The sequence below is a fragment of the Lonsdalea britannica genome, from assembly GCF_003515985.1.
Classification (GTDB): Bacteria; Pseudomonadota; Gammaproteobacteria; order Enterobacterales; family Enterobacteriaceae; genus Lonsdalea; species Lonsdalea britannica.
On the sequence record NZ_CP023009.1, the window covers coordinates 1,693,559 to 1,712,937 of the forward strand.

Consider the following 19,379-nt stretch of genomic DNA (forward strand, 5'->3'; position numbering starts at 1 on the left):
AGGAACAGCATGACAGATGTAACCGTAAAATCGCTGGCCGCAGAGATTCAGACTCCGGTTGACCGCCTGATACAGCAGTTTGCTGATGCCGGTATCACCAAGTCCGCATCAGATTCTGTGACCCAGCATGAGAAAGAAAGCTTGCTGGCGCACCTGAACCGTGAACACGGCAGTGCGCCAGGAAAACTGACGTTGCAGCGCAAAACGCGCAGTACATTGAATGTTCCAAGTACCGGTGGTAAGAGTAAAGCGGTACAGATCGAAGTCCGCAAGAAACGCACTTATGTAAAACGCGATTCTCTGGATGGTCAGCAGACCTCCGAAGAAGAGCTGGCGCGGCGTGAAGCGGAAGAACAGGCACAACGCGCTGCTGAAGAGCAGACTAAACGCGAGGCTGAAGAAAAAGCCCAGCGCGAAGCTGCTGAAAAAGCGAAGCGCGCTGCTGAAGAGCAAGCCAAACGTGAGGCCGCCGACAAAGCTAAGCGCGACGGAGCGGAAAAAGAAAAAGTGACCAATCAACAAAATAACACCATGACCAAACCAGCTCAGGCTGAGAAAGCGCGTCGCGAAGCCGAAGCAGCTGAGCTTAAGCGCAAAGCGGAAGAAGCAGCACGCCAGAAGGTTGAAGAAGAAGCCCGTCGCGTTGCAGAAGAAGCTCGCCGCATGGCCGAAGAAAACGCCGGTCGTTGGGAAAATCAGAAAGACGAAACCGAAACTTCTGACTACCACGTAACGACGTCTCATCATGCTCGCGAAGCAGAAGATGAAAACGATCGTAAGGTCGAAGGCGAACGCCGTGCCCGTACTCGCGGCGGCAAAGCGACCAAACAGAAGAAAGGCAACCGTCTGTCTGAATCCAAAGCCGATCGCGAAGAAGCTCGCGCTGTAACGCGCGGTGGTAAAGGCAAACGTAAACCAAGCACACTGCAGCAGAGCTTTAACAAGCCTGCTCAGGCGGTTAACCGCGATGTCGTGATTGGCGAAACCGTGACGGTAGCTGAACTGGCGAACAAGATGGCCGTTAAAGGCTCTCAGGTCATCAAAACGATGATGCGTCTGGGCGCTATGGCGACGATCAACCAGGTTATCGATCAGGAAACGGCTCAGCTGGTAGCGGAAGAAATGGGTCACAAAGTGATCCTGCGCCGTGAAAATGAGCTGGAAGAAGCGCTGATGAGCGATCGTGATACGGGTGCCGCTGCTGAACCGCGTGCGCCGGTCGTGACTATCATGGGTCACGTCGACCACGGTAAAACGTCGCTGCTCGACTATATCCGTTCAACCAAAGTTGCTTCCGGCGAAGCGGGTGGTATTACTCAGCACATTGGTGCATACCACGTAGAAACCGACAACGGCATGATCACCTTCCTGGATACCCCGGGACACGCCGCGTTTACCGCAATGCGTGCACGTGGTGCGCAGGCGACAGATATCGTCGTTCTGGTTGTTGCCGCGGATGATGGCGTGATGCCGCAGACTATCGAAGCTATCCAGCATGCCAAAGCCGCTAAAGTGCCGGTTGTGGTTGCCGTCAACAAAATCGATAAGCTGGAAGCCGATCCGGACCGCGTTAAAACTGAACTGTCTCAGCACGGCATCATGCCTGAAGACTGGGGCGGCGAAAGCCAGTTCGTACACGTTTCTGCCAAATCAGGTACGGGTATCGATGAACTGCTGGACGCCATTCTGCTGCAGTCCGAAGTTCTGGAGCTGAAGGCTATCCGTAACGGTATGGCAAGCGGTGCGGTTATCGAATCCTTCCTGGATAAAGGTCGTGGTCCGGTTGCCACTGTCCTGGTTCGTGAAGGTACCTTGAATAAAGGCGATATCGTCCTGTGTGGTTTCGAGTACGGTCGTGTTCGTGCGATGCGTGACGAATTAGGTCGTGAAGTGGCTTCCGCAGGTCCGTCTATTCCTGTCGAAATCCTGGGCTTGTCCGGCGTGCCGGCAGCGGGTGATGAAGCGACAGTCGTTCGCGATGAGAAGAAAGCACGTGAAGTGGCTCTCTATCGTCAGGGTAAATTCCGCGAAGTTAAACTGGCTCGCCAGCAGAAATCTAAACTGGAGAACATGTTTGCGAACATGAGCGAAGGCGAAGTTTCTGAACTGAACATCGTGTTGAAATCTGACGTACAGGGTTCTTGTGAAGCGATTTCCGACTCCCTGATGAAGCTGTCCACCGACGAAGTGAAAGTCAAAATTGTGGGCTCCGGTGTGGGCGGGATCACAGAAACCGACGCTACGCTGGCTGCGGCTTCCAACGCTATCCTGCTGGGCTTCAACGTCCGTGCAGACGCTTCCGCTCGTCGCGTTGTCGAAGCAGAAAGTCTGGATCTGCGCTATTACTCAGTTATCTATGACCTGATTGATGAAGTGAAGCAGGCGATGAGCGGTATGCTGGCGCCTGAGTACAAACAGGAAATCATCGGTCTGGCTGAAGTTCGCGACGTGTTCAAATCACCGAAATTCGGCGCAATTGCTGGCTGTATGGTAACCGAGGGTGTGGTGAAACGTCACAACCCGATCCGCGTACTGCGTGATAACGTCGTTATCTACGAAGGCGAACTGGAATCCCTGCGTCGCTTCAAAGATGACGTCAACGAAGTTCGTAACGGTATGGAATGTGGTATCGGTGTGAAGAACTACAACGATGTTCGCTCTGGCGATATGATCGAAGTATTTGAAATCATTGAGATTAAACGCTCTATTGCGTAATGCTTCCATCACCACATCATTCTATTTTTCCGTTGAGGGGGCCTTGTGCCCCCTCATTTTTCCGTGAGGTTTATCATGGCAAAAGAATATAGCCGCACACAGCGTGTGGCGCAGGAAATGCAAAAAGAGATCGCCATTATTCTGCAGCGCGAAGTTAAAGATCCGCGCGTAGGCATGGCGACTGTCTCTGGAGTTGAAATGTCCCGCGATCTGGCTTACGCCAAAGTTTTCGTGACCTTTCTGAACGACAACGAGCCGGAGCAGGTGAAAATTGGTATCAAAGCGTTGCAGGATGCCTCCGGGTTTATCCGCGTACTGCTGGGTAAAGCGATGCGTCTGCGCGTAGTACCTGAGCTGACGTTCTCCTATGACAACTCATTGGTTGAAGGTATGAGGATGTCGAATCTGGTGACCAATGTCGTCAGAAAGGATGCCGAGCGTCGCTCTTCTTCTTCGGACGAAGATCGGGAGGACTGATGGGGCGTCCTCGTCGCCGCGGCCGGGACGTTCATGGCGTTCTGCTGCTGGATAAACAGCAGGGAACATCGTCCAATGATGTGCTGCAAAAGGTTAAACGTCTCTTTAACGCCAACAAGGCGGGGCATACTGGCGCGCTGGATCCGCTAGCGACGGGCATGCTGCCGATTTGTTTGGGAGAAGCGACCAAGTTTTCCCAGTACCTGCTGGATTCTGACAAGCGTTACCGCGTCATTGCCCGATTGGGCCAGCGGACAGATACGTCTGACGCTGATGGTAATGTCGTCGAAGAGCGTCCAGTCACGTTCACCCCTGAAGCCTTAGCCGAGGCGCTGAATGAATTCCGTGGCACCACGCCGCAGGTTCCCTCCATGTTTTCTGCGCTGAAATATCAGGGGCGCCCGCTATACGAATATGCCCGACAAGGGCAGACCGTTCCCCGCGAAGCGCGTGAAATCACAGTATATGAGCTGCAGCAAATCCGCTGGGAAGGGGATGAACTGGAGCTGGAAATCCACTGTTCGAAAGGCACCTATATCCGTACGATTATTGACGATCTGGGTGAAAAGCTTGGCTGTGGCGCTCACGTAATTTATTTGCGCCGTCTTCAGGTAGCGACATATCCGGTAGAAAGGATGGTGACCTTAGAGCAGCTACGCGCACTGGTTGAACGGGCCGCTGAAGAAGAGCTGACAGTTGGCGCGCTGCTCGATCCTTTGCTTCTGCCTATGGACAGCGCTGTTCAGGAATTTCCTGAGGTTAATTTGCCGGAAGTCGTCGCTGGATACCTGAAATTGGGACAGGCGGTGCGCTCCGCCAACGCCCCAGATTCGGGAATGGTCCGCATCACAGAAGGCGATGCGCGGAAGTTTATCGGCATGGGTATTATCGATGACGAAGGCCGGGTCGCACCTCGTCGTCTGGTGGTCGAGTATCCCGAGCCAGAGGCCGTTTGACCGCCTTGCTATCGCCTTGTACTGCGGGTAGAATAGCGCGGCTCAAGTACCGGGTCGCTGAATTAGAGATCGGCACCCCTTTTATCTTATATAATATTATTGGAGTTCTACTATGTCTCTAAGCGTTGAAGCTAAAGCAAAAATCGTTGCAGATTTCGGTCGTGATGCTAACGACAGCGGTTCTACTGAAGTTCAGGTTGCACTGCTGACTGCACAGATCAACCACCTGCAGGGTCACTTTGCTGAGCACAAAAAAGATCACCACAGCCGTCGTGGTCTGCTGCGCATGGTCTCTCAGCGTCGTAAGCTGCTGGACTACCTGAAGCGTAAAGAAGTAGCACGCTACACCAGCCTGATCGAGCGTCTGGGTCTGCGTCGCTAATCCGACGAGTTTCAGTAGAAAGGGGCCTATTATGGCCCCTTTCTTCTAGGATGCGTTGCTGAAACAGAGTAATGTATTGTTGAAGTAAAAATGGTCCGTTATTACAGCTATTCGCGCGGCTAATGAGAGACTTTATTCTGCCGGGGAGCAGATTGAAGATTGTCATTAGTCGCGAGGATGTAGTGACTGGATCGGGTGTAAACTGGTCTGTGGCGTCCGAGATAAGTGGCGCAGCAACCCTCTGTGACAAGGATATAATTTTGCTTAATCCGATTATCCGTAAATTCCAATATGGTCAGCATACCGTCACTATCGAAACCGGTATGATGGCTCGTCAGGCTACGGCAGCCGTTATGGTTAGCATGGACGACACCGCGGTATTCGTTACCGTTGTTGGTGCTAAACAGCCTAAGCCGGGTCAGGGCTTTTTCCCGCTGACCGTCAACTATCAGGAGCGTACCTACGCTGCTGGTCGTTTCCCGGGTGGCTTCTTCCGTCGTGAAGGCCGTCCGAGCGAAGGCGAAACATTAATTTCTCGCCTGATCGACCGTCCTATCCGTCCGCTGTTCCCGGAAGGTTTCCTGAATGAAGTTCAGGTTATCGCTACGGTTGTTTCCGTGAACCCTCAGGTTAACCCGGATATCGTTGCTATGATCGGCGCATCTGCTGCGCTGAGCCTGTCTGGCATTCCGTTCAACGGCCCGATCGGCTGTGCTCGCGTGGGGTATATCAACGACCAGTACGTGCTGAACCCAACCACTGATGAGCTGAAAGAAAGCCGTTTGGATCTGGTTGTCGCCGGTACGGAAGGCGCGGTGCTGATGGTGGAATCAGAAGCAGACCTGCTGAGCGAAGATCAGATGCTGGGCGCGGTTGTTTTTGGTCATGAACAGCAGCAGATTGTCATTGAAAACATTAATTCTCTGGTTGCTGAAGCAGGCAAGCCGAAGTGGGAATGGCATGCGCCGGAAGTGAACGAAACGCTGTACAGCCGTGTTAAAGCGCTGTCCGAATCCCGTCTGGGTGACGCTTACCGCATCACTGAGAAGCAGGAACGTTACGCTCAGGTTGACGTCATCAAAGCTGATGTCGTTGCCGCGTTGCTGGCCGAAGATGAAACGCTGGATGAAGGTGAAATCAGCGACATCCTGGGTAGCATCGAGAAAAATGTCGTTCGTAGCCGTGTTCTGAGTGGCGAACCGCGTATCGATGGTCGTGAAAAAGACATGATCCGTGGCCTGGACGTTCGCACCGGCGTTCTGCCGCGCACGCATGGCTCCGCACTGTTCACTCGTGGTGAAACTCAGGCGTTGGTCACCGCCACGCTGGGTACTGAACGCGATGCGCAGACGATTGACGAACTGACCGGCGAGCGTACTGACCGCTTCCTGCTACACTATAACTTCCCTCCGTACTCTGTGGGTGAAACAGGTATGGTCGGATCGCCGAAACGTCGTGAAATTGGTCACGGTCGTCTGGCGAAACGCGGCGTGTTGGCTGTTATGCCGAAAGCGAGCGAATTCCCATATACCGTTCGTGTGGTTTCTGAAATCACTGAATCCAACGGTTCTTCATCCATGGCTTCCGTGTGTGGCGCTTCTCTTGCGCTGATGGATGCCGGTGTGCCGATCAAAGCGGCCGTCGCCGGTATCGCGATGGGTCTGGTGAAAGAAGGCGAAAACTTCGTCGTCCTGTCCGATATTCTGGGCGATGAAGATCACCTTGGCGACATGGATTTCAAAGTGGCTGGTAGCCGTGATGGCGTGACCGCGCTGCAGATGGATATCAAGATTGAAGGTATCACCCGCGAAATCATGCAGGTGGCTCTGAACCAGGCTAAAGGCGCGCGTTTGCACATCCTGGGCGTGATGGAAGAGGCGATCAGCACGCCGCGTGGCGATATCTCTGAATTCGCTCCGCGTATTCATACCATCAAAATCAGCACCGACAAGATCAAAGACGTTATCGGTAAAGGCGGCTCGGTTATCCGTGCTCTGACCGAAGAGACCGGTACGACGATCGAAATCGAAGATGATGGTACGGTGAAGATTGCTTCTACCGACGGCGAGAAAGCGAAACATGCTATTCGTCGTATCGAAGAGATCACCGCGGAAATCGAAGTCGGCCGTATCTATCAGGGCAAAGTGACTCGTATCGTTGACTTCGGCGCGTTTGTTGCCATCGGCGGCGGTAAAGAAGGTCTGGTTCACATTTCTCAGATCGCCGACAAGCGTGTTGAGAAAGTGACTGATTATCTGGAAATGGGTCAAGAAGTTCCTGTTAAGGTTCTGGAAGTCGACCGTCAGGGTCGTGTCCGTCTGAGCATGAAGGAAGCGACGCCTCAGTCTCAGGAACCTGCGGTAACCTCCGGCGAAGAATAACGGATAATCGTTTAGCAGCTCCTTACCGAGTTAAGGGGCTGCGTGTATGATAGGGAACGGATATCCTTATATAAACCGTCGCGGGACTGGATGTTCATCCTTTGTTTGTCTTCTTCGGGAGTAGGTAATGAAGCCTTTCTTGCGCTGGTCTTATGTCGCGGCAGCACTCATGCTGGCAGGATGCAGCAGCATGGATTGGCGCAAAAATGCCGTTTTGGCGGTCCCGTTGCAGCCGACGTTGCAGCAGGAAGTCATTCTGGCTCGTATGGAGCAAATCCTGGCCAGCCGAGCACTTACTCCTGATGAACGAGCACAGCTGTTATATGAGCGCGGAGTGCTGTATGATAGCTTAGGGTTACGGGCATTAGCGCGAAATGATTTTTCACAAGCGCTATCTATCCGTCCCGACATCCCAGAGGTCTTTAATTATCTGGGGATTTACTTAACGCAGGCAGGCAATTTTGATGCTGCCTATGAAGCGTTTGATTCTGTACTAGAGCTTGATCCAACTTATAATTATGTGCGTCTCAATCGGGGGATCGCCTTGTACTACGGCGGTCGGTACCAATTGGCGCAGGATGATCTGCTAGCGTTTTATCGAGACGATCCCAATGATCCTTTCCGTTCCCTGTGGCTGTATCTGGTCGAGAGAGAAATCGACCCGGATAAGGCCGTAAGCGCATTAAGAACGCGCTACGAGGGAGCAAAGAAAGGTGTGTGGGGATGGACTATTGTCGAATTCTACCTGGGCGATATCAGTGAAAAGACACTGATGCAGCGCTTGCAGGAAGAAGCAAAGGATAACACTTCGCTCGCTGAGCATCTCAGTGAAACTGACTTCTATTTAGGTAAGCACTACCTAAGTCTGGGGGACAAGGACACCGCTTCGGCGCTGTTCAAGCTGACGGTGGCTAACAACGTTCATAACTTTGTTGAGCACCGCTATGCATTGTTGGAATTGGCGCAGTTAGGCCAAGAGCAAGACGACCTATCAGGATCGGACCAGCAATAGCTGACGAACAATATTCAGCCTGGAATCACAACGATTTCCATCGCCTTCACTGGCGAGGGCTTTTTTGTTCGCTTTTTAATCCAATTTGAGCCGGTTCACACTTTTCAATGAAAATGACTGAAAATTTTCTAGACGAGTTATGTAGACTGGCCGCCATCTATGAGGCACGTGTACATGACTAAGCTTGAAACCTCTTTTGCCGATTTGGGGCTGTCTGCTCCGATTATTAATGCCCTAACCGATCTGGGCTACGAAAAGCCTTCGCCGATTCAGGCGGAATGTATTCCTCACCTGCTGAATGGTCGTGATGTGCTGGGTATGGCACAGACCGGCAGCGGTAAAACCGCCGCATTTGCGGTGCCGTTATTGAATAACCTGAAACCTGAACTGAAAGCACCGCAGATTCTGGTGCTGGCGCCGACCCGTGAGCTGGCGGTTCAGGTCTCTGAAGCCTGTAATGACTTCGCCAAACACATGCATGGCGTCAACGTGGTTGCCCTGTACGGTGGTCAGCGTTATGACGTACAGCTGCGCGCTTTGCGTCAGGGACCGCAGATTGTGGTCGGTACGCCGGGTCGTTTGCTTGACCATCTGAAACGCGGCACGCTGGACCTGTCCAACCTGAGCGGTCTGGTACTGGATGAAGCTGATGAAATGCTGCGTATGGGCTTCATCGAAGACGTAGAAAACATCATGGCGCAGATCCCGGCTGAACATCAGACCGCGCTGTTCTCCGCGACGATGCCGGAAGCGATTCGTCGTATTACCCGTCGTTTCATGAAAGATCCGCAGGAAGTGCGTATTCAGTCAAGCCTGACGACGCGTCCGGATATCAGCCAGAGCTACTGGATGGTACACGGCGTTCGTAAAAACGAAGCGCTGATCCGTTTCCTCGAAGCGGAAGATTTTGATGCCGCGATTATCTTCGTGCGTACCAAAAACGCGACGCTGGAAGTGGCTGAAGCGCTGGAGCGCAGTGGTTACAACAGTGCTGCACTGAACGGTGACATGAACCAGGCCCTGCGTGAACAAACGCTGGAACGTCTGAAAAATGGTCGTCTGGATATCCTGATTGCGACTGACGTTGCTGCTCGTGGTCTGGATGTTGACCGCATTAGCCTGGTTGTGAACTACGATATCCCGATGGATGCGGAATCCTACGTTCACCGTATCGGCCGTACCGGTCGTGCGGGTCGTGCCGGCCGTGCGATCCTGTTCGTTGATAACCGCGAACGTCGCCTGCTGCGTAACGTTGAGCGCACCATGAAGCTGACCATTCCTGAAGTGGAACTGCCGAACGCTGAACTGCTGGGCGAACGTCGTCTGGCCAAGTTTGCCGCCAAGGTTCAACTGCAGCTGGAAAGCAGCGATCTGGATATGTACCGTGCGCTGTTGGCTAAACTGCAGCCGCAGGAAGAGCTGGACATGGAAACGCTGGCTGCTGCGCTGCTGAAAATGGCGCAGGGCGAACGTCCGCTGATTCTGCCGCCGGATCCGGTATTCGATCGCCGTCCGCGTCGTGAAATGCGCGATCGTGACGATCGTTTCGAGCGTCGCCGTGAAGGTGGCCGTGATAATGCGCGTGACGGTGACCGTCCGCAGCGTCGTGAACGTCGTGATGTCGGCGACATGGAACTGTATCGTATCGAAGTAGGCCGTGATGATGGCGTTGAAGTGCGTCACATCGTGGGCGCGATTGCCAATGAAGGCGATATCAGCAGCCGTTACATCGGTAACATCAAACTGTTCGGTACTCATTCTACGATTGAGCTGCCGAAAGGGATGCCGGGCGATATTCTGTCACACTTCACGCGCACGCGTATTCTCAACAAACCGATGAACATGCAGCTTCTGGGCGATGCCCAGCCGCACGAGCGTCGTGAAGGTGGCCGTGGTGGTCGTTCATTCGGCGATCGTCCTAACGGTGGTCGTCCGGGTAACGGCGGTCGTGGTCGCTCTTTCAGCGGCGAACGTCGTGAAGGCGGTGGTGAACGTCGCGGTAACCGTGCGCCACGTCAGCCGTCCAACTCGTAATCACATTGGACTAACGTGGTAACACGCATCAAGCCAGCCTTCGGGCTGGCTTTTTTATGTCAGTCGATCCGCTCTTCTCGCATGACTTCCTGCTGTAATTCCGCCACGATTTCAAATGAACGCAGTCTGGCCTGATGATCGAAGATCGAGGCGTTGATCATCAGTTCATCCGCCTGAGTTTGCCTTAAAAGCATCTGTAACCCATGACGCACCTGTAAGCGATCGCCCACGATGGAAAGTCGCAGGGTCTGTTCAACCGAGAGTTGTTCGGCCGGCGTCCAGACATCATCCATCTCTTGTACCGGCGCGGGTAGCGGTCCTGGCACGCCACGGCGCAGATGGATGAACTGCTGCTGCTGTGACGTAAACAGGAATCGAGCATCGGCGGTGCTCTCGGCAGCGATGACGTTAACGCAGACCATCGCGTAGGGCTCTGATTGTTGCGCTGAAGGCTGGAATTTATCGCGGTAGAGTTGCAGTGCCTGAATCAGCATGTCCGGCGCAAAGTGAGCGGCGAAAGCAAACGGCAGCCCCAAGGCTGCGGCGAGCTGCGCGCTATATAGACTGGAGCCCAATAGCCAGATCGGGACGTTAAGACCCTGACCCGGTACGGCCTGAACCGCCTGATCCGGCTGTGCAGGGGCCAGATAACGCTGTAGTTCCTGAACATCCGCGGGGAAATCATCTTCTTCGCCTTTTAAATGACGCCGCAACGCTATCATGGTGCGGCGATCGCTGCCCGGCGCACGTCCCAGCCCCAGATCGATGCGTCCTGGATAGAGAGATTCCAGCGTGCCGAACTGTTCGGCGATCACCAGCGGCGCATGGTTGGGCAGCATGACCCCACCGGAACCTAGCCGAACATGTTCGGTGCCTGCCGCCAGATAGCCGAGCAGAACGGAGGTGGCCGCGCTGGCGATGCCGGTCATATTATGATGTTCGGCGAGCCAGTAGCGGTGGTATCCCCATCGCTCTGCATGTCTGGCCAGGTCAAGAGAGCGGTGAAAGGCGTCGCGCGGTGTTGCCCCCGTAGGAATAGGGGCCAGATCCAGTACGGAGAAAGTAACAGGCTGCTGTGACATAGGCATGGCTCACCGGGTTGAGGGTCAACCTGGGAGCAGGCTAACCGCGGAATATTATCGAATAATCATAGTACGCAATATTCAGCGGAAATAGCGGATGAGGCGTGCGGGTGCCCTGAAGTAAAGGGCACCCGGAGAGGTCAGTCTACCAGCTCCAGACCGGGCAGGCGGCGCCAGTAGCCATTGCACTCCTTCTCTTGATACAGCGGCAGCGGCTTCGCGCCGTGTTCGTTGGCGCGAAATTGATCGAGCACATCCAACGTTTCCATACCGAGCGGCGAAAGCCGGATGATATCGACAAGGCCTTCCATCGACGTCAGCTCGTTGCCGAGGTTGTAGCAATATCCACTCTGAGTCTGAATGCCGTTGAGTACGAATACCTGCTGATTTTCCTGCGACAGCACCTTGCGGCCCTGCGGATAATGAATGCAGCAGGTTTCGCACTCATCTTTAGGGCGGTTTTCAGATCGTGCGGTAAAACAGCGGGCGGAGTAGGCCAGCGGCAGATGGCCGTAACTCAGCACCTCGACGTCGAATTTATCGCGAAAGCCGAGTTCGTCGCATTGATTGAGCAAATGTTGCAGCCAGTCGCGTGATAACTCTACCGGCATACACCAGCGGACCATCCCTTGTTTGTGCAACAGTCGCAGCGTATAGGCGTTGTAGCAGTTTAAGGCATGTCCGGCGACAAACGGCAGATGATGCTCTTCGGCCATATTGACGGCGCCGAGGTCGTTGGCCTCTAACAGAAAGTCGCCGTTTTCGACGTAACGCTTCAGCTCATTCAGTTCTGAGGGCGCCTGCAGCAACGCCAGCGTGGAAATGACCACCTGTTTACCGCTGGCGGACACCTGACGGGCCACTTCCAGCCAGTCATTGACCTTCATGCCGCGACGCTTGCTGCATACCGTCTCTCCGAGATAGACGATATCCGCGCTGCTGGACATGGCCGCCTGATAAAAGGCTTCAATATCTGCTTTGGGCCAGTAGTAAAGGATGGCTCCCAATGCATACTTCATAGTGTTCTCCTGACTACTGCCATTCACGGTGATAGGCGCCCAGCGTGGTTTGCGTGCCTTCGGCGACGGCGCCCAGGGCGTCCATCCATTCGGGGGTGGGAGAGTAGTGTTCCGGCGATGCCTTGCAGCGGTCGATCGCCTCACGCCAGACTCGCGTGACCTGGCTGACGTAGGCAGGGCTGCGCTGGCGGCCTTCGATCTTCACTGACGCGATATTCGCCGCCATCAGCTCCGGCAACAGCGAGAGCGTATTCAGGCTGGTCGGCTCTTCCAGCGCATGGTAGCGCTTGCCGTCCACCAGATAGCGACCTTTGCACAACGTGGGATAGCCGGCGTTTTCGTGATCCTGATAGCGGTCAATCAGCACATTGTTCAGACGCGATTCCATCCCCTTGTCGGTCTGCTGCCAACGGACAAAACGTGCCGGAGAGCAGGCGCCGACGGTGTTGGGCGACTCACCGGTCAGATAGGAGGAGAGGTAGCAACGTCCTTCCGCCATGATGCACAGGCTGCCGAAGGCAAAGACTTCCAGCGGCACCGGGCTGGTGCGGGCAAGCTGTTTGACCTGATGGATAGACAGCACACGCGGCAATACGACGCGCGCGACGTCGAAATGTTTTTGATAGAAACGGATAGCCTGTTCATTTGTAGCCGACGCCTGAACGGAAACATGGCGTTCGATATGCGGATAGCGCTCCGCCGCGTATTCCAACGTCGCCAGGTCAGCCAGGATCAGGACGTCTGCTCCCGCCTGTGCGGCGCTATCCACGGCGCGCTGCCAGCGTTGGAAACCGTCTGGATGGGCGAAGGTATTGATGGCGATATGCAGTTTGCGCTTATGCTGATGCACGTAGCTGCGGGCTTCCTGCAATTTCTTATCGTTAAAGTTAAGTCCGGCGAAATGTCGTGCGTTGGTATCATCTTTAAGCCCGATGTACACCGCGTCTGCACCATTATCAATAGCGGCTTTTAGAGCCGGCAAATTACCGGCGGGGCAAAGCAGTTCCATACCTATTCCTTCACTCATCAAGGCCTTCGTTATCGTTAAACGGAGGCGATCAATGATGTTGTCTGATTGATGAAGCAGGTTATCAGTCAATTAAAAATTCTGACGAAAAGGCATCTTAGTTAACCCGCTGTGGCAACACTTTGATTTAAACCAGTATATAGTGTGATGAAAATAATATAGCAGACGCGCGTATTTCGTGATTTGAGCGATAACCGGCTACATTGTTGATGTAAGCCGCCGTCGCGAGTCGGCAATGTGGCAAAATGATGTCAGAGTATCGTGTCGTCTATATCGCTTTAGCTTTAGAGGAGTACGCCAGTGCTGGAACAACTACGGGCGCAAATTGTGCGTCAGGGGCCGGGATTTCTGGGCAAACCGTTAGCGTTTACGCCCTTTTCCCTGCAGCGCCGGATATTGGAACAACTGCTGCAGTGGCAGTTCCGTCAGGCGCTGGAAGATGGCGATCTGGAATTTTTGGAAGATCGCTGGTTACAGATTGAAGTTCGGGATATGGGGCTGTGTTGGTTTATGACACAGCGCGAAGGTCGCCTGCTGGTTAGCCGCAACGAAGTCGCAGAAGTGACGTTCAGCGCCGATGCCAACGATCTGATTCTGATCGCGGCGCGTAAAGAAGATCCCGATACTCTGTTCTTCCAACGTCGTCTGCGTATCGAAGGGGATACCGAACTGGGACTGTACGTGAAGAATCTGATGGATGCCGTTGAGCTGGAAAGCATGCCGACTCCGCTGCGTGTGGCGCTGCTGCAACTGGCGGATTTTGTCGAATCAGGACTGCGGGAGGGCGCGGAGCAGGCTCCGGCACACGCGCCGGCGTCATGTTGATTCGTGTTGAAATTCCTGTCGATGCGCCGGGGATCGATCGCCTGCTACGACAGTCATTTCCCACTTCGGCTGAGGCCGAACTGGTCCAAGAGCTGCGTGAAAACGGTCAGCTGACGCTGGGCGTGGTGGCGACGGATGATGAGGGCGGCGTGGTCGGCTATGCCGCTTTCAGTCCGGTCAGCATTGAAGGGGAAGAGCTTCAATGGGTGGGACTGGCGCCGCTGGCGGTCGATGAAAGCCTGAGAAAGCAAGGCTTGGGTGAGCAACTGGTGTATGAAGGTCTGGATTCGCTAAATGAATTCGGCTACACCGCGGTGGTCGTTTTTGGCGATCCGGCTTACTTTTCCCGTTTTGGCTTTGTCGCGGCGTCGGAACATCAGCTCAGCTGCGGTCGAGACGCCCCCTCATCCACCTTCCAGATCTACCCGCTGGCGGACAATCACTTTCAAGGCGTCAGTGGGAAAGTGGAGTTCGCCGACCCGTTCAATCGCGTTTAAATTCGGCTAAAAAGCTGGCGATAGACTCTGGCTGGTCGCGCACCAGCCGCTCTTTCTGTGCTTTGCTCAGCTGTTTGATGCGATATTCCCACTGCAGCGCGACAGATTGGCTGCTCACCTCACACTGATATACCAAAGCGAGTTCGCCCTTTCCGCGCAGCGAGCGGGCGCCTTTGCCTGCCTGATGCTGAGCCAAACGGCGCGTAGTGTCGGTGGTAATGCCGGTATACAGCATGCCGCTGCTGGTACGCAGCATATAAACAAACCAGCCTGGTGATGGCGCATCCTGCATCGTCGTGGCTTTCTCGCTCTAAAGGAAAACGCCTATTTTACGGTGTTCTGCGCCCAAAGGTGAACGTCTGCTTTTTTTCGCGCCGTCGATCTCTCTGATACAGGTGCTGAGTCGGCATTCTCAATATCATCGATGATCGGCAGCCGCGATGTTTTGGGATTTCGCATGATTTTATGATGGATTAAATAAAATTTAACGATCATTTTGTTGGTTGCTCAATAATTCTAAAAAAAACGTAAAAATAGTTGGCAGATATAAGAGGATAAAGTGAATTTTGAAATATATTTGGAGTATTAATAAAATCGGCGCGTTAACTTATTTGACCCTTAGGTGTTCTCCCCATGTTTTTGAGTTCCTATTTAAATCATGACGGTAGATTTATTTGTGAAGTTTTATTTAAACTTCATCGCCACTACTTGATTATATTAATCAATAGGCTCCACGAAGAAGTCCTTGTCTGTGTCGATTCGCGCAGGCATAACCCTGTAGGGGGACTATGCTATCTAACTTATTTTCTGTGTTAACAGGTTACTGCCTTGGAGTGGATAAAGAGGCCGTAGTGGGCCTCTTTACCTCGAATAAAATCAAGGGCAAGGGAAGCACTCATCAGAGATACAGCACATCGCCGAATCATCCTTTGGTTTATTAATCACAAGCCCACTTTTTGCCGCTATAACGGGGCAGACGACAGTAGACAGTAGCAATAATCCACAAAGAGAAAGAGAGAGTTTTTTCACGAGAAATATCCTTATAAAATTATCCTGGAAATGGAGCGGTTATTAAATACTGTTAATCTTAATTTCTGTCAAGATTTATGATCTGCGATTTGGGGCGCTATAAACCTTTGGTCTCTATCTATTTATGCCATAACGCCAACGGATATTATATGTCTTCTACGCCGGTTATATTTTTGTACGGAAAATACGGACCAACCCTCAACAGACGTTTAACGTGAGGTCTTTTGTTGCGCAAACGGGGATAGCGAGTCATCGTTTTGTGCCTTATTGTTATTTCTGGGAAGCGTCAGCACACATTATTCACGTTACTGTGGTCCAATAGCGGCAGTAGCACGCGTCCTTTTTATCGGTGATTCGGCGTTCGATCTCTTTGCTGTCGATAAACGTGGCAGGCGAGACGAGGTGTTCACCGTCGACTTTCATTTGGAGTGGCGATATGACTGATTTAACTGCTGCCGCGCAGCGCGCACTGGGGCTGATGGATTTGACGACCCTGAACGATGACGATACGGACGAAAAGGTGATCGCGCTGTGTCGGCAGGCAAACAGTCCGGCCGGGTATACGGCGGCGATCTGTATTTACCCCCGTTTTATTCCGCTGGCGCGCAAGACGTTACGCGATCAGGGCACTCCCGAGATCCGTATCGCCACGGTGACCAATTTTCCGCACGGTGACGATGATATCGCGATAGCGCTGGCGGAAACCCGCGCCGCGATTGCCTACGGTGCGGATGAAGTTGACGTGGTCTTTCCTTACCGGGCGATGTTGGCGGGGGAGACGCGGCGCGGGTTTGATTTGGTGCAAGCCTGTAAGCAGGCGTGCGTAGAACATCAGGTATTGCTGAAGGTGATTATTGAAAGCGGTGAGCTTCAAGAGGACTCTCTCATTCGACAGGCCAGCGAAATCGCGATCAACGCGGGCGCCGATTTTATCAAAACATCGACCGGCAAAGTGTCTGTGAACGCGACGTTGCACAGCGCGGAGATCATGCTGAACGTGATCAAAGAGCAGGGCGTCGGCGAGCGGGTGGGATTCAAAGCCGCGGGCGGGGTACGTACCGCAGGCGAGGCGGCACGTTATTTGCAGCTGGCAGATAGCATCATGGGCGCGGGCTGGGCGGATGCGCGACATTTCCGCTTCGGGGCTTCAGGCTTGTTAAGCAGCTTGCTGAACACGTTGGGGCGCGATATCGAAACGGCACGCAACGATTATTAGTCATCACCGCTGGCGGCACCCTTATCGGTACAGCGAAAGAGTACGAAAGCACGGATTGGAGGCGCTACCTTGTTGTTAATTCCAGAGATTATTCGTAAGAAACGTGACGGACATCCGCTCAGCGAGGAGGAGATCCGCCATTTCGTCAACGGTATTCGCGACAATACCGTGTCGGAGGGGCAGATTGCGGCGCTGGCGATGACGATCTATTTCCATGATATGACCATGGATGAACGTGTGGCGCTGACGTTGGCGATGCGCGACTCCGGCACGGTGCTGGACTGGCGATCCCTCAATCTGAACGGCCCGCTGGTGGACAAACATTCCACTGGCGGCGTAGGCGATGTGACCTCGCTGATGCTGGGGCCGATGGTGGCCGCCTGCGGCGGCTATGTACCGATGATCTCCGGCAGAGGATTGGGGCATACCGGCGGTACGCTCGACAAACTGGAGTCTATTCCCGGTCTCGATATCTACCCGGACGATAATCGCTTTCGCGAAATGATTCAGCAGGTGGGGGTCGCGATTATCGGGCAGACACATTCTCTGGCTCCGGCGGATCGCCGCTTCTATGCCACGCGCGACACCACCGCCACCGTTGATACGATCCCGCTCATCACCGCTTCTATTCTGGCGAAAAAGCTGGCGGAAGGACTGGATGCGCTGGTCATGGACGTCAAAGTCGGCTCTGGGGCGTTCATGCCGACCTATGCGGAGTCAGAACAGCTGGCGCGCGCGATCGTCGGTGTCGCCAATCATGCCGGGTGCCGAACCAGCGCGCTGTTGACCGATATGAACCAGGTGCTGGCATCCAGCGCGGGCAATGCGCTGGAAGTCCGGGAAGCCGTAAACTTCCTGACCGGCGCACAGCGCAATCCGCGGCTGTTCGACGTCACGATGGCGCTGTGTGAAGAGATGCTGGTGGCGGGGAAACTGGCCAACTCGGCGCAAGATGCCCGGCGACAGCTCATGGCCGTGTTGGAAAACGGCCGGGCGGCGGAGGTCTTTGGCCGTATGGTCGCCGCACAGGGCGGTCCGACCGATTTCGTCGAGCGGTATGAACGCTATCTGTTGCCCGCCACGCTGAGTAAACCTGTCTTCGCCGAACGAGAAGGTGTGGTTGCCGCTATGGATACCCGCGCCATTGGTATGGCAGTGGTATCACTGGGTGGTGGACGCCTGCGACCAGATGATACTATTGACCACAGCGTGGGATTGAGCGACATGGTTAGCCTGGGAGAACACGTGGATTCTCAGCGTCCACTGGCCATTATTCATGCCAATACCGAAGTGCAATGGCAGCAGGCCGCACAGCAAATTCAGGCAGCGGTGACGGTGAGCGACCGAGCATCGGAGGCGCATCCGATGATTTATCGCCGGTTGAACATCTCAGATGCCGACGCTGTCGAATAGTGTGTGGCGCATGGCCCCAGAAAAGAACGCAGGAGAGAGTGACATGAAACGTGCATTTATTATGGTGCTAGATTCGTTTGGTATCGGCAGCGCCGCCGACGCCGAGCGGTTTGGAGACGTCGGTTCGGATACGTTGGGCCACATCGCGCAGGCCTGTGCGGAAGGTCGCGCCGATCAAGGACGTCAGGGACCGCTGTCTTTACCGAATCTGAGCCGCCTGGGTCTGGGCAAGGCGGCGGAAGCATCAACCGGCCGTTTCCCGGCAGGTTTGGATGCGCAAGCTGACATTGTCGGGGCTTATGCCCATGCCAGCGAAATCTCCTCGGGGAAAGATACCCCGTCGGGCCATTGGGAAATCGCCGGCGTCCCGGTCCTGTTTGACTGGGGCTATTTTCACGACACGAAAAACAGTTTCCCTCAGCCGCTACTAGACCTGCTGGTCGAGCGCGGCAACCTGCCCGGCTATCTCGGCAACTGCCATTCATCCGGCACGGTAATTTTGGACGAGCTGGGCGAAGAACACATGAAGACCGGTAAACCGATCTTTTACACCTCGGCGGATTCAGTATTCCAAATCGCCTGCCACGAAGAAACTTACGGGCTGGATAACCTGTATGCGCTGTGTGAAATCGCGCGGGAAGCATTGACCGAGGGCGGCTACAACATCGGCCGCGTCATTGCGCGTCCGTTCGTGGGGGATAAAGCGGGCAACTTCCAGCGCACCGGTAACCGTCACGACCTTGCCGTAGAGCCGCCAGCGCCTACCGTGCTGAAAAAGCTGGTGGATGAGAAAAAGGGTCACGTGGTGTCGGTCGGTAAGATCGCCGATATCTACGCTAACGTCGGCATCACTAAAAAGGTCAAAGCGACCGGTCTGGATGCGCTGTTCGATGCAACGCTGAAAGAAATGGACGCCGCTGGCGACGACACGATCGTGTTTACCAACTTTGTCGACTTTGACTCTTCCTACGGCCACCGCCGCGACGTATCTGGCTATGCCGCCGCGCTGGAGCTGTTCGACCGCCGTTTGCCGGAGCTGATGGCGAAGGTCGGTGAAGGAGATATCCTGATCCTGACCGCGGATCACGGTTGCGATCCCTCCTGGCCGGGTACGGATCACACGCGTGAGCACGTACCGGTACTGATTTACGGTCCGCAGGTGCAACCGGGATCGCGCGGTCATCGCCCCACCTTCGCGGATATCGGGCAGACCGTGGCAAGCTATTTCGGCGTGTCGCCGATGGACTATGGAACCTCTATGCTGTAAGCCTGCGGGCTGACGGAACAACGAATGTTTACGCTGATGAAAAAGGA

At 54.3% G+C, this 19,379-nt stretch carries 17 protein-coding genes; 13 read left to right on the forward strand and 4 right to left on the reverse strand.

Features of this window, described 5'->3' with window-relative positions:
• The first annotated feature begins 9 nt into the window (after positions 1-9).
• The 8 genes from infB to CKQ53_RS08035 all read left to right on the forward strand — a co-directional run bounded on the left by infB (position 10) and on the right by CKQ53_RS08035 (position 9,957).
• Positions 10-2,715 carry a translation initiation factor IF-2 gene (gene infB / locus CKQ53_RS08000; RefSeq protein ID WP_085651605.1) on the forward strand — a complete coding sequence of 902 codons (2,706 nt, stop codon included), beginning with the start codon at positions 10-12 and terminating at the stop codon, positions 2,713-2,715.
• 75 nt (positions 2,716-2,790) lie between these two features.
• On the forward strand, positions 2,791-3,192 hold the full coding sequence (gene rbfA / locus CKQ53_RS08005; protein WP_085651606.1) for a 30S ribosome-binding factor RbfA: 402 nt from the start codon (positions 2,791-2,793) through the stop codon (positions 3,190-3,192).
• The gene (gene truB, locus CKQ53_RS08010) at positions 3,192-4,148 is read left to right on the forward strand and encodes a tRNA pseudouridine(55) synthase TruB (RefSeq protein ID WP_118894851.1); all 957 of its coding nucleotides are present in this window, start codon (positions 3,192-3,194) and stop codon (positions 4,146-4,148) included. Before rbfA ends, truB begins: the two co-directional genes overlap by 1 nt.
• 112 nt (positions 4,149-4,260) lie before the next feature.
• Complete coding sequence (rpsO, locus tag CKQ53_RS08015; protein WP_026739644.1) at positions 4,261-4,530, forward strand: 30S ribosomal protein S15; 270 nt, start codon at positions 4,261-4,263, stop codon at positions 4,528-4,530.
• Between the two features lie 260 nt (positions 4,531-4,790).
• A complete protein-coding gene (pnp, locus tag CKQ53_RS08020) occupies positions 4,791-6,911 on the forward strand; it encodes a polyribonucleotide nucleotidyltransferase (protein ID WP_094118256.1) in 2,121 nt (706 codons plus the stop codon).
• Positions 6,912-7,038: 127 nt separating this feature from the next.
• The gene (gene nlpI / locus CKQ53_RS08025) at positions 7,039-7,923 is read left to right on the forward strand and encodes a lipoprotein NlpI (protein ID WP_085651608.1); all 885 of its coding nucleotides are present in this window, start codon (positions 7,039-7,041) and stop codon (positions 7,921-7,923) included.
• A 113-nt stretch (positions 7,924-8,036) separates the two neighbouring features.
• Positions 8,037-8,105 carry a protein YrbN gene (gene yrbN, locus CKQ53_RS19015; protein WP_368073407.1) on the forward strand — a complete coding sequence of 23 codons (69 nt, stop codon included), beginning with the start codon at positions 8,037-8,039 and terminating at the stop codon, positions 8,103-8,105.
• On the forward strand, positions 8,098-9,957 hold the full coding sequence (locus CKQ53_RS08035) for a DEAD/DEAH family ATP-dependent RNA helicase (protein WP_085651609.1): 1,860 nt from the start codon (positions 8,098-8,100) through the stop codon (positions 9,955-9,957). The genes yrbN and CKQ53_RS08035 overlap by 8 nt, the downstream gene beginning before the upstream one ends.
• 59 nt (positions 9,958-10,016) lie before the next feature.
• On the opposite strand, the gene CKQ53_RS08040 is transcribed toward CKQ53_RS08035, so the two are convergent.
• The 3 genes from CKQ53_RS08040 to ubiU all read right to left on the reverse strand — a co-directional run bounded on the left by CKQ53_RS08040 (position 10,017) and on the right by ubiU (position 13,067).
• Positions 10,017-11,039 carry a luciferase-like monooxygenase gene (locus CKQ53_RS08040; RefSeq protein WP_100053518.1) on the reverse strand — a complete coding sequence of 341 codons (1,023 nt, stop codon included), beginning with the start codon at positions 11,037-11,039 and terminating at the stop codon, positions 10,017-10,019.
• Between the two features lie 140 nt (positions 11,040-11,179).
• A complete protein-coding gene (locus tag CKQ53_RS08045) occupies positions 11,180-12,058 on the reverse strand; it encodes a U32 family peptidase (protein ID WP_085651611.1) in 879 nt (292 codons plus the stop codon).
• 13 nt (positions 12,059-12,071) lie between these two features.
• Entirely contained in the window at positions 12,072-13,067 is a 996-nt protein-coding gene (gene ubiU, locus CKQ53_RS08050) for a ubiquinone anaerobic biosynthesis protein UbiU (RefSeq protein WP_085651612.1), read from the reverse strand.
• A gap of 318 nt (positions 13,068-13,385) precedes the next feature.
• On the opposite strand from ubiU, the gene ubiT reads away from it, so the two are divergent.
• Entirely contained in the window at positions 13,386-13,910 is a 525-nt protein-coding gene (ubiT, locus tag CKQ53_RS08055; RefSeq protein ID WP_094118258.1) for a ubiquinone anaerobic biosynthesis accessory factor UbiT, read from the forward strand.
• Positions 13,904-14,407 (forward strand): GNAT family N-acetyltransferase, encoded by a 504-nt coding sequence (locus tag CKQ53_RS08060; protein WP_094118259.1) that lies wholly within the window; start codon positions 13,904-13,906, stop codon positions 14,405-14,407. The genes ubiT and CKQ53_RS08060 overlap by 7 nt, the downstream gene beginning before the upstream one ends.
• Here the strand turns inward: CKQ53_RS08060 and CKQ53_RS08065 are convergent.
• Positions 14,394-14,699 carry a GIY-YIG nuclease family protein gene (locus CKQ53_RS08065; protein WP_085651615.1) on the reverse strand — a complete coding sequence of 102 codons (306 nt, stop codon included), beginning with the start codon at positions 14,697-14,699 and terminating at the stop codon, positions 14,394-14,396. The genes CKQ53_RS08060 and CKQ53_RS08065 overlap by 14 nt on opposite strands.
• A 1,173-nt stretch (positions 14,700-15,872) precedes the next feature.
• On the opposite strand from CKQ53_RS08065, the gene deoC reads away from it, so the two are divergent.
• The 3 genes from deoC to deoB all read left to right on the forward strand — a co-directional run bounded on the left by deoC (position 15,873) and on the right by deoB (position 19,332).
• Positions 15,873-16,652, forward strand: coding sequence for a deoxyribose-phosphate aldolase (deoC, locus tag CKQ53_RS08070; protein ID WP_094118260.1), 780 nt, complete (start codon positions 15,873-15,875; stop codon positions 16,650-16,652).
• Positions 16,653-16,721: 69 nt separating this feature from the next.
• Positions 16,722-18,065, forward strand: a complete 1,344-nt coding sequence (gene deoA / locus CKQ53_RS08075) for a thymidine phosphorylase (protein WP_085651617.1) — start codon at positions 16,722-16,724, stop codon at positions 18,063-18,065.
• Between the two features lie 43 nt (positions 18,066-18,108).
• Positions 18,109-19,332, forward strand: a complete 1,224-nt coding sequence (gene deoB / locus CKQ53_RS08080) for a phosphopentomutase (protein WP_094118261.1) — start codon at positions 18,109-18,111, stop codon at positions 19,330-19,332.
• Positions 19,333-19,379: the final 47 nt, after the last annotated feature.